The organism is Sphingomonas sp. ACRSK (assembly GCF_022346685.1).
Classification (GTDB): domain Bacteria; phylum Pseudomonadota; class Alphaproteobacteria; order Sphingomonadales; family Sphingomonadaceae; genus Sphingomonas; species Sphingomonas molluscorum.
On sequence record NZ_JAKRNR010000002.1, the window covers coordinates 190778 to 205599 of the forward strand.

The following is a 14822-nucleotide window of genomic DNA, read 5'->3' on the forward strand; positions in this document are numbered from 1 at the left end:
CATGGACCGCTTTTTCGTCTACAAGCCCGTTTTCGCGTGGGTCATCGCGGCGTTCATCGCCCTGGCCGGCGTGATCGGGCTGATCGGCCTTCCGATCGAGCAATATCCGCAGGTGGCGCCGCCGGCGCTGAACCTCGCCTTCACCTATAATGGTGCCGACGCCGAGACGCTCGACCGCAACGTGACTTCGGTCATCGAGCGCGAGATGAACGGCATCGACGGGTTCCTGTACATGAACTCGACGAGCCGCTCGAACGGCACGGCGCAGATCACGCTCACCTTCCAGAGCGGCACCGATCTGAACACCGCCCGCGTCGAGGTCCAGGATCGCCTCAACCGAGCCGAGCCGCGGTTGCCGGAAGACGTCCGGCGCCTGGGTATCCAGATCACCGACAACACCTCCGGCTTCCTGATGGTGGTCGCGCTCACCTCGAAGAACGGCACTCTGCCGGTCGTGGAGCTCGGCAACTACGCCGCGAACAACGTCGTCAACGAACTGCGCCGCGTCGAGGGCGTGGGCGACGTGCAGCTGTTCGGCTCGCAGTATGCGATGCGCATCTGGCTCGATCCGGAAAAGCTTGCCGGGTACGGCATCTCGCCGGCCGAGGCACTGGCGGCGGTTCAGGAGCAGAACAGCCAGACCGCCGGTGGTGGCCTGGGCGAGCAGCCGATCACGCGGGAGACCGAGTTCAACGCGAAGATCGTCACGCAGAATCGATTCAGCGATCCCGAGCAGTTCCAGAACATCATCGTCCGTTCCGATCCCAGCGGCGCGACCATCCGCCTGGGCGATGTGGCGCGCGTCGAGCTCGGTGCCGAGAGCTATGGCTTCAAGGCGACCCTGAACGGCAGCGAGATCGCCGGCATGGGCGTGCAGCTCGCGGCAGGCGCCAATGCGGTCGCGACCGCAGAGGCCGTGCGCACCCGCATGCAGGAGCTGGAGGCGAACTTCCCGCCCGAGATGACGTGGCGCGTCCCGTTCGACACCACGCCCTTCATCAACGCCTCGATCGACAGCGTCATCCATACGCTGGTCGAGGCGATGGTGCTGGTCTTCCTCGTCATGTTCCTGTTCCTGCAGAACTGGCGTGCGACGCTGATCCCCGCGATCGTGGTTCCGATCGCGCTCGCGGGTGCGTGCCTGGGGCTCTACCTCTTCGGCTTTTCCATCAACACGCTGTCGCTGTTCGGCATGGTGGTGGCGATCGGCATCCTCGTCGACGACGCGATCGTCGTCGTGGAGAACGTCGAGCGCATCATGGCCGAGGAGGGGCTCAGCCCCCGTCGCGCGACCGTAAAGGCGATGGGCCAGATCCGCGGCGCCATCATCGGCATCACGCTGGTGCTGATCGCGGTGTTCATCCCGATGGCGTTCTTCCCCGGGTCGACCGGCGGCATCTATCGCCAGTTCTCCGTCACGCTGGCCGTGTCGATCTTCTTCTCGGCCGTGCTCGCGCTCACGCTCACGCCTGCTCTTTGCGGGCAGCTGCTGAAGCGGGACCAGGCGCATCTGCCGGGCGAGCACCCGCCGGAGCCGAAGCCGGGTTGGCGGGGCATCCCGCAGTGCTTCTTCAACTGGTTCAACAACCGGTTTGGTCGCGCGACGAACCGCTACGGGCGTGGTGTCGGATCGATGCTGTCGCGTCCGGTGCGCTGGCTCGCCGTGTTCGCGGTCGTGCTTGTCATCACCGTCCTGATGTTCATGCGCCTGCCCGGCGGCTTCCTGCCGAACGAGGACCAGGGCTATTTCATGGTCAACTATGACGCAGCGCCCGGGTCCACGATGCAGCGGACCGAGGCGGCGGTGAAGACGACCGAGGCCTTCCTGAAGGAGCAGCCGCAGGTCCGGAACATCGTGTCGATCGTCGGCTTCAACTTCTTCGGCCAAGGGCAGTCGGCAGCGTTGTCGTTCGTCGATCTCCACCCGTGGGAAGAGCGTCCGGGCGCGGAGAACAGCGTCGACACCATTATCGGCAAGACGTTCGGCTTCGTGTCGGGCATCGCGTCGGCGACGGTATTCCCGCTGAACCCGCCGCCGATCCAGTCGCTCGGCAACGCCACGGGCTTCTCGATGAAGATCGAGGACCGCAGCGGCACCGATCGTGCCGGCCTGCTTGCGGCACGCGACGCCATCCTCGGCCGCGCCATGCAGAGCAAGGTGCTCGCCGGCGTCCGGCCGGAAGGCCAGGGTGAGGCGCCGCAGCTCTACGTCGACATCGATCGGGTACAGGCGCGTGCGCTTGGCCTCTCGATCGCGGACGTGAACGCGACCCTCGCGATCAGCTTCGGCTCGGCCTATGCCAACGACTTCAGCCGCGATGGCAATGTGCTGCGCGTCTATCTGCAGGCGGATGCTCCGCAGCGGATGAAGCCGGAGGATGTGCTGAACCTGCGCGTCCGCAATGCGACGACCGGCACCATGGTTCCATTCTCCGCCTTCACCAGCGTGCGCTGGACCTCGGGCCCCACACAGCTCGAGCGCTACAACGGCTATCCGTCGCTGACGATCTCGGGCCAGGCGGCTCCCGGCCAGTCGAGCGGTACCGCGCTCGAGGAGATGGAGAAGATCGCGGGTGAGGTGCTGAAGGGCAGCCAGGCCTATGAGTGGACCGGCACTGCGTATGAAGAGAAGCAGGCGGGCGGGCAGATCGGCCTTCTGCTCGGCCTCTCCATGGTGGTCGTCTTCCTGCTGCTGGCAGCGCTCTACAACAGCTGGCCGATTCCGCTGGCGGTGCTTCTGGTGGTGCCGTTCGGCGTGCTGGGCGCGGTGGTCTTCACCTCGCTGCGCGGGCTGTCGGCGGACGTCTACTTCAACGTCGGCTTGATCACGATCATCGGCCTCGCCGCAAAGAACGCGATCCTGATCGTCGAATTCGCGATAGAGGACGAGCAGGGCGACAAGACTGCCGAGGCTGCGACCATAGAGGCCGCACGCCAGCGCCTGCGGCCGATCCTGATGACCAGCCTTGCCTTCATCCTGGGCATGGTCCCGCTGGTGATCGCGACCGGTCCGGGTGCGGCAAGCCGCCATGCGGTGGGTACGGGCGTGATGGGCGGCATGATCACCGCCACGCTGCTGGGCATCTTCTTCACGCCGGTGTTCTACATCGCGGCAAAGAAGTGGCTTGCCCGCGACCACGACTATGAGGCGATGGATGCGCGCGAGGAGGCGGAGGATGCCCGACGCCTTGCGGAGCGCGACGGCCGCGCCGGGGAGCCCCAGAATGCGTAAGCTCGTCACAGCCCTTGCGGCGACCACCATGCTCGCAGGGTGCAACTTCGCACCCCAGTACCGCCAGCCCGTGGCACCCGTGTCCGGGACGTTCCCGGAGGCGGTGGCCGCCCCGGGGAGCCGCCTCGCGACCGAGATCGGCTGGCGCGAGTTCTTCGGCGATGCGCGACTGGAGTCCTATATCGCTGCGGCACTCGCCAATAACCGCGACCTGGCACAGTCCGTCGCGCGCATCGAGCAGGCGCGGGCGCAGTACCGCATCACCGACGCGCAGCGCTTGCCGGAGCTGGGGCTACAGGCCAGCGGCACCCGCACGCGGACCCCGCTCAACTCGCTGGGGTTCGGCGATGCGCTGGGGGGCGGCGGCGAGGCGGCGGAGTCGCCGGACGCGATCGAAGTCACCCAACTGAACGTCGGCGTGGCGGTCACCTCGTTCGAGCTCGACTTCTGGGGCCGGGTGCGCAACCTCAGCGAAGCGGCACGGGCGCGCTATCTGGCGACGATCGAGGCGGAGCGTTCGTTCCGCCTGTCGCTGGTGAGCCAGGTCGCGGCGACCTACCTGTCGATCCGCGCGGGCGAGGAGCGCATCGCGCTTGCCGAACGGACGCTGGAAGCCCGTCGCGAGGGATTGCGCATCGCGCGCATCCGCATGGAGCGCGGCGTCACCTCCTCGGTGGACTTCGACCAGTCCACCTTGCTGGTAACCCAGGCGGAAGCGGAACTCGCCGAGTTGCGGCGGACCACCGCCCAGTCGGTGAACCTGCTGACCGTGTTGATCGGTGGGCCGCTTACCGGGCCGCTGCCGGAGGCGCGTCCGCTCAGCCAGTCCGCGCAGTTCAGCGCGATCGACCCAGGCCTGCCTTCCGCACTTCTCGCCAATCGACCGGACATCCTGGGCGCTGAACTGCAGCTGCGTGCGGCGAATGCCGACATCGGCGCGGCGCGGGCGGCCTTCTTCCCGAACATCTCGCTGACCGGCAACTATGGCTTCGCCTCGCCGGATCTCGGGGGCCTGTTCAGCGGAAGCTCGCAGAGCTGGTCCTTCGGCGGTGCGCTCAACCTGCCGATCTTCGACTGGGGACGCCGCGAGGCGAATCTGCAGCTGACGCGGGCACAGGCGGACGAACTCGTCGCGGCTTATCAGCGTACGGTCCAGGAGGCGTTCCGCGAAGTCGCAGACGCTCTGGTCGCGCGTCGTCGTTACGCCGAGCAGATCGAGGCGCAGACGCGGGCGGTGGCCGCGCAGCGCAGCCTCGCCCGCACGGCGCGGCTGCGGTACCAGAACGGCATCTCGATCTACCTCGAGGTGCTGGACGCGGAGCGCAACCTGTTCGCGGCCGAGCAGCAACTGCTGGCGCTTCGCGCCGCAGAGCTCCAGAACGGCGTGTCGCTCTATGTGGCACTGGGCGGCGGCCTTCGTGAGGTGTCCGCCCAGTAACATGCGGCGGGCTGCGGCTCGTCGATGGTCCAAATCACGGCCGGTGCGGGATCAGCCTCCCGCGCCGGCCGTTTTTGCGTCTGGAGGAGATCAGCATGGAATATCGGAAGCTCGGCAGCACCGGCCTGGACGTGTCGCGCCTGTGCCTCGGCTGCATGACCTATGGCGTTCCCGATCGCGGGACCCACCCGTGGACGCTGGACGAGGAGCGCAGCCGGCCGCTGCTGCGTCAGGCAGTGGAGGCGGGGATCAACTTCTTCGACACCGCCAATGTCTATTCGGATGGCACGTCCGAGGAGATCGTCGGGCGGGCCCTCAAGGAGTTCACACGCCGCGACGAGGTGGTGATCGCCACCAAGGTACACGGTCGCATGCACGCGGGGCCGAATGGCGCCGGCCTCAGTCGCAAGGCCATTCTGCAGGAGATCGACGCCTCGCTCCGCCGGCTCGGCACCGACTATGTGGATCTGTACCAGATCCATCGGTTCGATCCCGAAACCCCGATCGAAGAGACGCTGGAGGCGCTGCACGACGTCGTGAAGGCGGGCAAAGCCCGGTACATCGGCGCCTCCTCGATGTACGCTTGGCAGTTCGCCACCATGCTCCATGTCGCCGAGGCGAATGGCTGGACGCGGTTCGCGACCATGCAGAACTACGTGAACCTGCTCTATCGCGAGGAAGAGCGCGAGATGCTGCCGCTTTGCGACGCCGAGGGGATCGGCGTCATCCCGTGGAGCCCGCTTGCGCGCGGGCGGCTAACGCGACCTTGGAACGCCGAGACCGAACGAACGCAGAGCGACGCGTTCGGCAAGAGCCTCTACGCGCACACCGCCGATGCGGATCGTAAGGTCATCGAGGCGGTGGCAGAGGTGGCGGCGGGCAGGGGCGTGCCGCCCGCACAGGTCGCGCTTGCCTGGGTATTGGCAAAGCCGATGGTGGCGGCGCCGATCGTCGGTGCGTCCAAGCCGGGCCACCTGGAGGACGCGATCGCCGCGCTTGATCTCGTGCTGAGCGATGAGGAGATCGAGCGGCTCGAAGCACCCTATGTGCCCCACGCGGTGGTCGGGTTCTCCTGATCGCCGGGAGCGGACAAAGAAAAAGGCGGCGAGGACCGGGTCCCCGCCGCCTTTCTTTTGATCCGGAGCGCAGCCTCAGTCGAGGCGGCGGGCCAGTTCGCGGTTGAGGCCCAGCGCGATCAGCGTGGCGACCGCACCCGACAGCAGATAGCCGCCGGCGGCGATCAGGCCGAAGGTCTCCGCGAGCCACAGCGCGGCGAACGGAGCGAAGCCCGCACCGAACAGCCAGGCCAGATCCGAGGTGAGTGCGGCACCCGTGTAGCGCGCGCGCTTCGGGAAGTTGCTGGTCACGGCACCCGACGACTGACCGAACGACAGGCCGAGCAGGATGAAGCCGACGATCATGAAGGCCGTCTCGCCCGCCTCGCCGCCGTTCAGCAGCATCGGTGCGACACAGGCGAAGATCGCGATCGCAGCGGCGGTGTAGCCGAGTACCGAGCGGCGCCCGATGCGATCCGCGAGCAGGCCCGAGCACACGATCGCCACCACGCCGAAGACGGCGCCGACCATCTCGATCACCAGGAAGCGGGTGACGCTCTGCTGCGTGAACACCGCGACCCAGGAGAGCGGGAATACGGTGACCATGTGGAACAGCGCAAAGCTCGCCAGCGGTGCGAACGCACCGATGATGATGTTGCGCCACTGGTTCTTGAGCGTCGCGGGAACCGGCGATGCGGTGAGTTCGCGGGACTTGAACAGCTCGGAATACTCCGGCGACGCCACCATGCGCAGGCGCGCGAACAGCGCCACGACGTTCAGCGCGAACGCAACGAAGAACGGATAGCGCCAGCCCCAGCTGAGGAAGTCCTCGCCCCCGAGCGTGCCGAGGAAGAAGGCGAACAGCCCGCTCGCCACGATCAGGCCGATCGGAGCGCCCAGCTGCGGCACCATGGCATACCAACCGCGCTTGTGCGGCGGCGCGTTGAGCGCGAGCAGCGACGCGAGGCCGTCCCAGCTGCCGCCCAGTGCGAGTCCCTGGCCGATCCGGAAGATCGCCAGCAGAACCGCCGAAGCGGCGCCGACCTGCGCATAGCTGGGGAGGAAGGCGACCGACACCGTGGACGTGCCGAGCAGGAAGAGCGCGATCGTCAGCTTGACGCTGCGGCCATAGCGGCGGTCGATCGCCATGAAGATCTGGCTGCCGACCGGGCGCGCGATGAAGGCCAATGCGAACAGCGCAAAGGAGGCGAGGGTCGCCTGGACCGCTTCCAGATAGGGGAAGACGAACCGGGGGAACACGAGCACCGACGCGATCGCATAGACGAAAAAGTCGAAGAATTCCGAAGTGCGCCCGATGATCACACCGACGGCGATCTCCCCCGGGTGCACGTCATCATGGCCGCGGGAATTCACGACGCGGGCATCGCGCTCCAAGGGCGCGGACGAGGCATGGGCCTGAGCCATTACGTATTCAACTCTCCGAACGTTCGGCGTCCCGATAGGCTCCGGGGCGCCGATCGGGGATAGGACAAATTGTCCTATTCCGCATGTGCGAACGGAGGTTTAGGCGCGCCGATGATGTCCCGCCTATCGTCTTCCTTCGCCGCGCGATGCGGCCTGAGCTTGCCGCTTGCCGCACTCCTGGGAGGGTGCGACCTGGTGGTGCTGAACCCCTCTGGTGACGTGGCGCGTCAGCAAGGCGACCTGATTCTCTGGTCGACCGGTCTGATGCTGCTCATCATCGTGCCGGTGATGGTGCTCACCGTCCTGTTCGCCTGGCGCTATCGCGCGAGCAACAAGGACGCCGAGTACAAGCCGGACTGGGATCACTCGATCATGCTCGAGCTGGTGATCTGGTCGGCGCCGCTGCTGATCATCATCGCGCTCGGCGCACTGACCTGGACCTCGACCCACCTGCTCGACCCCTACCGCCCGCTGGGTCGCCTCTCGCCGACTCAGGCGGTGAAGGCGAACGAGCGGCCGCTGGAAGTCGAAGTGGTGTCGCTCGACTGGAAGTGGCTGTTCATCTACCCGGAACAGGGGATCGCAACGGTGAACGAGCTGGTGGTGCCGGTCGGCCGCCAGGTCCAGTTCCGGCTGACCTCTTCCAGCGTGATGAACGCGTTCTACGTGCCGGCGATGGCGGGCATGATCTACACCATGCCGGGCATGGAGACGAAGCTTCATGCCGTCCTGAACCGTCCCGGCCAGTTCCCGGGCATCTCCTCGAATTACAGCGGCGCCGGCTACAGCCACATGCGCTTCACCACCCACTCGGTGGATGACGCGGGCTTCGCGCGCTGGGTCTCGGAGGCGAAGGCCGCCAAGGGAACGCTCGACGCGGCGACCTATCTCAAGCTTGAGAAGCCGTCCGAAAAGGTGCCGGTGATGCGCTTCGGCGGCGTCGACAAGGGCCTGTTCGAGCGCATCGTGCAGATGTGCCCGGATCCCAAGCGCCCGTGCGATACCCACAACATGGGGCACGGCGGGCAGCCCGGCGTGAACAACCGCCACGCGGTGCCGGGCGAGCCGGAAGGCGCGCTCTTCAAGGGCAACGAGGAAAAGCACGGCGGCGATCACCAGTCGAAGCCGGCCGGGCCGGCCCAGGGCACCCAGGATCCCGGATCCGAGGCGAACCGCAATATGACCCAGCTCCTCCGCCCCCGCCTGCCGGGTGCGAGCGCGGCCGACCGCGCATAAAGGCCGAACCATGTCAGACAGCATTCTCAAGACAATCTTCGGGCGACTGACGCTCGAAAGCTTCCCGATCCACGAGCCGATCCTGCTGGTCACCTTCGGGGCGGTCATGCTGGGCGGCGTCGCGGTGGTCGCGGCGCTCACCTATTTCCGGCTTTGGGGCTATCTCTGGAAGGAGTGGTTCACCACCGTCGACCACAAGCGCATCGGGATCATGTACATCATCCTGGCGCTGATCATGTTCCTGCGCGGCTTCGCCGACGCGGTGATGATGCGTCTGCAGCAGGCCATGGCCTTCGGCGGCAGCGAGGGCTATCTGCCCGCGCACCACTTCGACCAGGTCTTCACCGCCCATGGCGTGATCATGATCTTCTTCGTGGCGATGCCGTTCGTCACGGGCCTCATGAACTTGGTGGTGCCGTTGCAGATTGGCGCCCGCGACGTGTCCTTCCCGTTCCTGAACAACTTCAGCTTCTGGATGACGGCGTTCGGCGCGGCGCTGGTGATGGTCAGCCTGTTCGTGGGCGAGTTCGCCCGCACCGGCTGGCTGGCGATGGCGCCGCTGTCGGGCCTCGACTATTCGCCGGACGTCGGTGTCGACTATTACATCTGGGCCTTGCAGGTGGCGGGTGTCGGTACCTTGCTATCGGGCGTCAACCTGATCGCGACCATCGTGAAGATGCGCGCGCCGGGCATGACCATGATGAAGATGCCGGTGTTCGTCTGGACGTCGCTGGCGACCAACGTGCTGATCGTCGCCGCATTCCCGGTGCTGACCGCGGTGCTCGCGCTGCTGTCGCTCGACCGCTACGCCGGAACCAACTTCTTCACGAACACCCTGGGCGGCAACCCGATGATGTACGTGAACATGATCTGGATCTGGGGCCACCCGGAGGTGTACATCCTGATCCTGCCGGCATTCGGCATCTTCTCGGAGGTGACCTCCACCTTCTCGAGCAAGCGCCTGTTCGGCTACACGTCGATGGTCTACGCGACCCTCGTCATCACCATCCTGTCGTACCTCGTCTGGCTCCATCACTTCTTCACGATGGGCTCGGGCGCGAGCGTGAACTCCTTCTTCGGCATCACGACGATGATCATCTCGATCCCGACGGGAGCGAAGATCTTCAACTGGCTGTTCACCATGTACAAGGGGCGCGTGCGCTTCGAACTGCCGATGATGTGGACGGTCGCGTTCATGCTGACCTTCGTGATCGGCGGCATGACGGGCGTCATCCTCGCGGTGCCGCCAGCGGACTTCGTCCTCCACAACTCGCTGTTCCTGGTCGCGCACTTCCACAACGTGATCATCGGCGGCGTGCTGTTCGGCCTGTTCGCAGGCGTGAACTACTGGTGGCCGAAGGCCATGGGTTTCCGCCTCGACCCGTTCTGGGGGAAGGTCAGCTTCTGGTGCTGGGTCGTCGGGTTCTGGGTCGCGTTCGCGCCGATCTACATCCTGGGCCTCATGGGCGTTACCCGTCGCCTGCGCGTGTTCGAGGACCCGTCGCTCCAGATCTGGTTCATCATCGCAGGGCTGGGTGCCGCGCTGATCGCGGTGGGAATCCTCGCCATGCTGATCCAGTTCGGGGTGAGCATCCTGCGGCGCGACCAGCTGCGCGACCTGACGGGCGATCCATGGGGTGGCCGCACGCTGGAGTGGGCGACCTCGTCCCCGCCGCCGGCCTACAACTTCGCGTTCACGCCGATCGTCCACGACCTGGACGCCTGGTACGACATGAAGAACCGTCAGGCCGTTCGTCCGACCGGTGGCTACCGCGACATCCACATGCCCAAGAACACGGGTGCCGGCCTCATCATCGCCGCGTTCTCCGCGATCTGTGCCTTCGGCCTGATCTGGTACATGTGGTGGCTGGCAGCCCTGGGCCTGCTGGGCGTGATCGCAGCGACGATCATCCACAGCTTCAACTATGACCGGGACTTCTACATCCCGGCCGCCGAAGTAACCGCCACCGAGGAAGCCTACGGGCGTCAGCTCGCCGCGGCAGGAGCAGCATAACGATGGCCGAGGCCACGATTCCGCCCGGCGCCGAGGCGCCCATGTTCTACGAGCTCGACGAGCATCATCACGACGCCGGGTCCAGCACCATGCTGGGCTTCTGGATGTACCTGATGAGCGACTGCCTCATCTTCGCCATGCTGTTCGCCTGCTACGGCGTCTACAGCGGCAGCCTGGCGGGCGGTCCCGGACCGCACGAGCTGTTCGACCTGAAGCTGGTCGCGGTGAACACCGCGATGCTGCTGCTGTCGTCGATCACCTATGGCTTCGCAATGATCGCAGCCGGCGAGCAGAACAAGGGCGCGACCCTTGGCTGGCTGGCCGCGACCGGCCTGTTCGGCCTCGCGTTCCTGGGCATCGAGCTCTACGAGTTCTCGCACCTGATCCATGAAGGTGCGGGTCCGTGGCGCAGTGCGTTCCTGTCGGGCTTCTTCACGCTGGTCGGCACGCACGGTCTGCACGTCACTTTCGGCATCATCTGGCTGGTGGTGCTGATGGTGCAGGTGAGCCGCGGTGGCCTGATCGCCGCCAACCAGCGTCGCCTCCAGTGCCTCTCGCTGTTCTGGCACTTCCTCGACGTCGTCTGGATCGGCGTCTTCACCTTTGTCTATCTGTTGGGAGTGCTGCGATGAGCGCGGAACCCGTGGCCCATCACGCCAGCGGCGAAGCACATGGCTCGCGCCGCGACTATGTGATCGGCTTTCTCCTGTCGGTCGTGCTGACGGCGATCCCGTTCGCGCTCGTCATGACCAACGCCTTCTCGGATCCGCGGGTGACCGCGGGCATCGTGACGGCGATGGCGATGGTGCAGATCGTCGTGCACATGATCTACTTCCTGCACATGAACACCAAGTCGGAAAGCGGCTGGACGCTGATGGCGCTGATCTTCACGATCATCATCGTCGTCATCGTGGTCGCCGGATCGCTCTGGGTCATGTACCACATGAACCTCAACATGATGCCCGAGATGGCGTCCGAGGCCATGGAAGCGATGTGAAGCAGCGTGTCGCCCGGCTCGCGCTGGGCACGCTGATTGCCCTGGTCTTTGCAGCGCTGGTGGCGCTGGGGATCTGGCAGCTGGAACGCCGTAGCTGGAAGCTGGCGTTGATCGCACAGGTGGAGCAGCGACTGCACGCTCCACCTGTCGCGGCTCCGGGGCCCACGGCCTGGGGCGGCATCGATGACGGGGACGTCTATACCCGCGTCATCGCAAGCGGCCGGTACCGGGCCGGTGCGGACAGTTTCGTACAGGCTAGCACGCAGCTCGGTCCCGGATACTGGGTGCTGACGCCGCTCGACACGGGCAAGTTCACGCTCCTGGTCAATCGGGGCTTCGTGCCGCCGGAACTGCGCGGCAAGGTGGCGGCGCCCGAAGGGCAGGTCTCCGTGGAGGGGCTGTTGCGGGTGACGGAGCCCGGCGGTGGCTTCCTGCGCAGCAACGATCCCGGGCAGGATCGTTGGTACTCGCGCGATGTCGCAGCGATCGCCAACAAACGGGGGCTTGAGAATGTCGCTCCCTATTTCATCGATGCCGTCGGACCACGTTCCGGATGGCCGCGCGGCGGCCTGACGGTCGTCCGCTTCCGGAACAATCACCTTGGGTACGCCTTCACCTGGTTCGGGCTGGCCGCCGGTCTGCTGGTGATGGTCGCGGTCGCCCGCCGCTGGGGCAGGGAGGTCCACGAGGCGCCGCCACATGACGCGTAGCATCGCCTTTCGCGCCGACGGCGACGCCGGGAGCCGGAACCAGCGGCTGCTGGTACAGCTCCGCTGGATCGCGATCGGGGGGCAGCTGACCGCGATTCTGGCCGTGCACTTCGGCCTTGGCATCGCCCTCCCGCTGACGCCGATGCTGGCGACGCTTGGGGTGCTCCTCGGCCTCAACCTATTCGCCCTGTTCCGTCGGGGCAGATCGACCACCAACCTCCAGATGTTCGGCGTGCTGCTGGTCGATGTCGGTGCGCTGACGGTCCAGCTCTACCTGTCCGGCGGGGCCAAGAACCCGTTCGTGACCCTCTACCTGTTGCAGGTCGTCATCGGCGCGGTGCTGCTGTCCGCCTGGTCGAGCTGGGCGCTGGTGGCGATGACCAGCGTGGCGTTTGCAGCGCTTGCGGTGGTGCATCGACCGCTGCCGCTGCCGGCGGCATTGGCGAGCGATCTGTCCCCGGGGTTCATGGCCGCCAACTGGTTCAACTTCACGCTCACCTCGATCCTGCTGGTCGCGTTCGTGACCCGCATGGCCCGCAACGTCCGCGATCGGGACGCGCACCTAGCGGCGATCCGCCAGCGAGCGGCCGAAGAGGACCATATCGTCCGCATGGGATTGCTCGCGAGCGGTGCCGCGCACGAGCTGGGAACCCCTCTCGCGTCGCTTTCCGTGGCGCTCGGCGACTGGCGGCAGGAGCCCGCCATCGCCGGCAGTCCGCGGCTGGCGGCGGAGGTAGACGAGATGCGGGACGAGATCGCCCGCTGCAAGAAGATCCTGGGCGGCGTCCTGTTCGCCGCGGGCGAAGTCACCGGCGAGGCGCCGGTGCGCACCAGCCTGCATCGCTTCCTGGAAGGCGTGGTCGAAGACTGGCGCGGCAAGGGCCCGGTTCCTCTCCGGTTCGAGAGCCATCTGGGTCCCGACCGGCCGATCGTCGCCGATCGGGCGCTGGCGCAGGCGCTCACCAACCTCTTCGACAATGCGGCCGAGGCCGGCGCCGGGTCGATCACGCTGGCGGCGGTGATGGACGGCCCCATATTGGTGCTGGCGGTCCGGGACGACGGACGCGGCTTTCGGGAGGATATGTTGGGGACTGTCGGGCAGCCGTATCGCAGCAGCAAGGAAGCGGGCGGCCTGGGGCTGTTCCTTGCGACCAACGTCCTGCGGACGCTGGGCGGCACGCTGGAGGCACAGAACCGGGCCGGCGGCGGCGCGGAGGTGGTGCTGGCGCTGCCGATCGCCTCGCTCGCGCTGGAGGAGACGGAATGACCGACCGCAGGCTCCTGATCGTCGAGGACGATGCGGTCTTCGCGCGCACGCTCGCCCGGTCGTTCGAGCGGCGTGGCTACCAGGTGGAGGTGACGGCGGATCTCGAGGATCTGGCCGGCATCGTCGATCGGTTTGCGCCCGAGTTCGCGGTCGTGGATCTGCGGCTCGGCGGGGCATCGGGCCTTGCCTGTGTCGAGCAGCTTCATGCCGCGGACCCGGAGATGCGGATCGTGGTGCTGACGGGCTTTGCGAGCATCGCGACGGCAGTGGAGGCGATCAAGCTGGGCGCCACCAACTATCTGACGAAGCCCTCGCACACCGACGAGATCGAGGCGGCGTTCGATCGGCCCGGCGGCGACGCTCAGGTCGAGGTCTCCGCCACCCCCACGACGATCAAGACGCTGGAGTGGGAGCATATCCACCAGACGCTGGCCGCGAGCGACTTCAACGTGTCGGAGGCCGCGCGGCGGCTCGGCATGCATCGGCGTACCCTCGCCCGGAAGCTGGAGAAGCGCCACCTTTCCTGATCCGGCCGCCTTGACGACCGCGGTGCGCGGCGCGACGGCGGGCGCGGATTTGCTGTCAGGAGAGTGGGTTGGAGCAGGACAAGGACGCGCGCCACAATGCCAGGATGCGCAAGGTACAGCTTGCGCGCCAGGCGATGATGGCAACCAAGACGATCGAGAAGGGGCTGCTGATCGTCCACACCGGCCCTGGCAAGGGGAAGACCACCGCGGCGCTCGGCATGGCGGTGCGCGCGATCGGCCACGGCATGAAGGTGGGTGTGATTCAGTTCGTCAAAGGGGCGATGGATACCGGCGAAAAGGCGGTGTTCGACGCCCTTTCCGATCACATCGAGTTTCGCCCCATGGGGGAGGGGTTCACCTGGGACACCCAGGATCGCGCCCGCGACATCGCCGTGACCCGCACCGCCTGGGAAGAGGTGAAGCGGATGCTGGAGGATCCCACCTACGACATGGTGATCGCCGACGAACTCAACATCGTCCTGCGCTACGATTATCTGCCAGTGGAAGAGGTGCTGGCGGCGGCTGCGGCACGGGGGCCTCGGCAGCATTTCGTCGTCACCGGGCGCAACGCGCCGCAGGCGCTGATCGACATGGCCGACCTCGTCACCGAGATGACGCAGGTCAAGCATCCGTTCCGGGACGGGGTGAAGGCCCAGGCCGGGATCGAATTCTGATCGCGCGCGCAACCCCAGCAACGCAGCGCGATTGACCCCGCCCGGCGGCGCGGCTACCGGGCGGCATGCGACAGGTTCCCCGGAGACGGGGATGAAAAGGGAACGGGAAAACCCCGGCTGCCCCTGCAACTGTACGCGGCGAGCCACCGCGCCATACGCCATTGGGAGTGATCCTGAGAAGGCGGCGAGGACCGGCTGAGACCCGCGAGCCAGGAGACCTGCCTGACGCAGTCGTCCTTCGATCGGT

General features: G+C 66.5%; 12 protein-coding genes and 1 riboswitch. Of the genes, 11 read left to right on the plus strand and 1 reads right to left on the minus strand.

Annotated features, from left to right (window positions below):
* The first annotated feature begins 1 nt into the window (after position 1).
* The 3 genes from MHZ35_RS02180 to MHZ35_RS02190 all read left to right on the plus strand — a co-directional run bounded on the left by MHZ35_RS02180 (position 2) and on the right by MHZ35_RS02190 (position 5746).
* Positions 2-3232, plus strand: a complete 3231-nt coding sequence (locus MHZ35_RS02180) for a multidrug efflux RND transporter permease subunit (protein ID WP_239434186.1) — start codon at positions 2-4, stop codon at positions 3230-3232.
* Complete coding sequence (locus MHZ35_RS02185) at positions 3225-4670, plus strand: efflux transporter outer membrane subunit (protein WP_239434188.1); 1446 nt, start codon at positions 3225-3227, stop codon at positions 4668-4670. Before MHZ35_RS02180 ends, MHZ35_RS02185 begins: the two co-directional genes overlap by 8 nt.
* A 95-nt stretch (positions 4671-4765) precedes the next feature.
* Entirely contained in the window at positions 4766-5746 is a 981-nt protein-coding gene (locus MHZ35_RS02190) for an aldo/keto reductase (protein ID WP_239434189.1), read from the plus strand.
* 75 nt (positions 5747-5821) lie between these two features.
* Here MHZ35_RS02190 and MHZ35_RS02195 read toward each other — a convergent pair whose 3' ends face one another.
* Positions 5822-7150: an MFS transporter gene (locus MHZ35_RS02195; RefSeq protein ID WP_239434190.1), complete on the minus strand. Its 1329-nt coding sequence runs from the start codon at positions 7148-7150 to the stop codon at positions 5822-5824.
* A gap of 111 nt (positions 7151-7261) precedes the next feature.
* On the opposite strand from MHZ35_RS02195, the gene cyoA reads away from it, so the two are divergent.
* The 8 genes from cyoA (at position 7262) to cobO (ending at position 14575) form a co-directional block, all read left to right on the plus strand.
* Entirely contained in the window at positions 7262-8386 is a 1125-nt protein-coding gene (cyoA, locus tag MHZ35_RS02200) for a ubiquinol oxidase subunit II (RefSeq protein WP_446741002.1), read from the plus strand.
* 10 nt (positions 8387-8396) lie between these two features.
* Positions 8397-10400 carry a cytochrome o ubiquinol oxidase subunit I gene (gene cyoB / locus MHZ35_RS02205; RefSeq protein WP_239434191.1) on the plus strand — a complete coding sequence of 668 codons (2004 nt, stop codon included), beginning with the start codon at positions 8397-8399 and terminating at the stop codon, positions 10398-10400.
* Positions 10401-10402: 2 nt separating this feature from the next.
* Positions 10403-11032 (plus strand): cytochrome o ubiquinol oxidase subunit III, encoded by a 630-nt coding sequence (gene cyoC, locus MHZ35_RS02210; RefSeq protein WP_125959996.1) that lies wholly within the window; start codon positions 10403-10405, stop codon positions 11030-11032.
* Entirely contained in the window at positions 11029-11397 is a 369-nt protein-coding gene (gene cyoD, locus MHZ35_RS02215; RefSeq protein WP_125959995.1) for a cytochrome o ubiquinol oxidase subunit IV, read from the plus strand. The genes cyoC and cyoD overlap by 4 nt, the downstream gene beginning before the upstream one ends.
* Positions 11394-12107: an SURF1 family protein gene (locus tag MHZ35_RS02220; protein ID WP_239434192.1), complete on the plus strand. Its 714-nt coding sequence runs from the start codon at positions 11394-11396 to the stop codon at positions 12105-12107. Before cyoD ends, MHZ35_RS02220 begins: the two co-directional genes overlap by 4 nt.
* Positions 12097-13374 (plus strand): ATP-binding protein, encoded by a 1278-nt coding sequence (locus MHZ35_RS02225; protein ID WP_239434194.1) that lies wholly within the window; start codon positions 12097-12099, stop codon positions 13372-13374. The genes MHZ35_RS02220 and MHZ35_RS02225 overlap by 11 nt, the downstream gene beginning before the upstream one ends.
* The gene (locus MHZ35_RS02230; RefSeq protein ID WP_125959992.1) at positions 13371-13901 is read left to right on the plus strand and encodes a response regulator transcription factor; all 531 of its coding nucleotides are present in this window, start codon (positions 13371-13373) and stop codon (positions 13899-13901) included. Before MHZ35_RS02225 ends, MHZ35_RS02230 begins: the two co-directional genes overlap by 4 nt.
* A 68-nt stretch (positions 13902-13969) precedes the next feature.
* On the plus strand, positions 13970-14575 hold the full coding sequence (cobO, locus tag MHZ35_RS02235) for a cob(I)yrinic acid a,c-diamide adenosyltransferase (protein ID WP_274615581.1): 606 nt from the start codon (positions 13970-13972) through the stop codon (positions 14573-14575).
* Between the two features lie 55 nt (positions 14576-14630).
* A riboswitch (cobalamin riboswitch) is annotated at positions 14631-14815 on the plus strand.
* Positions 14816-14822: the final 7 nt, after the last annotated feature.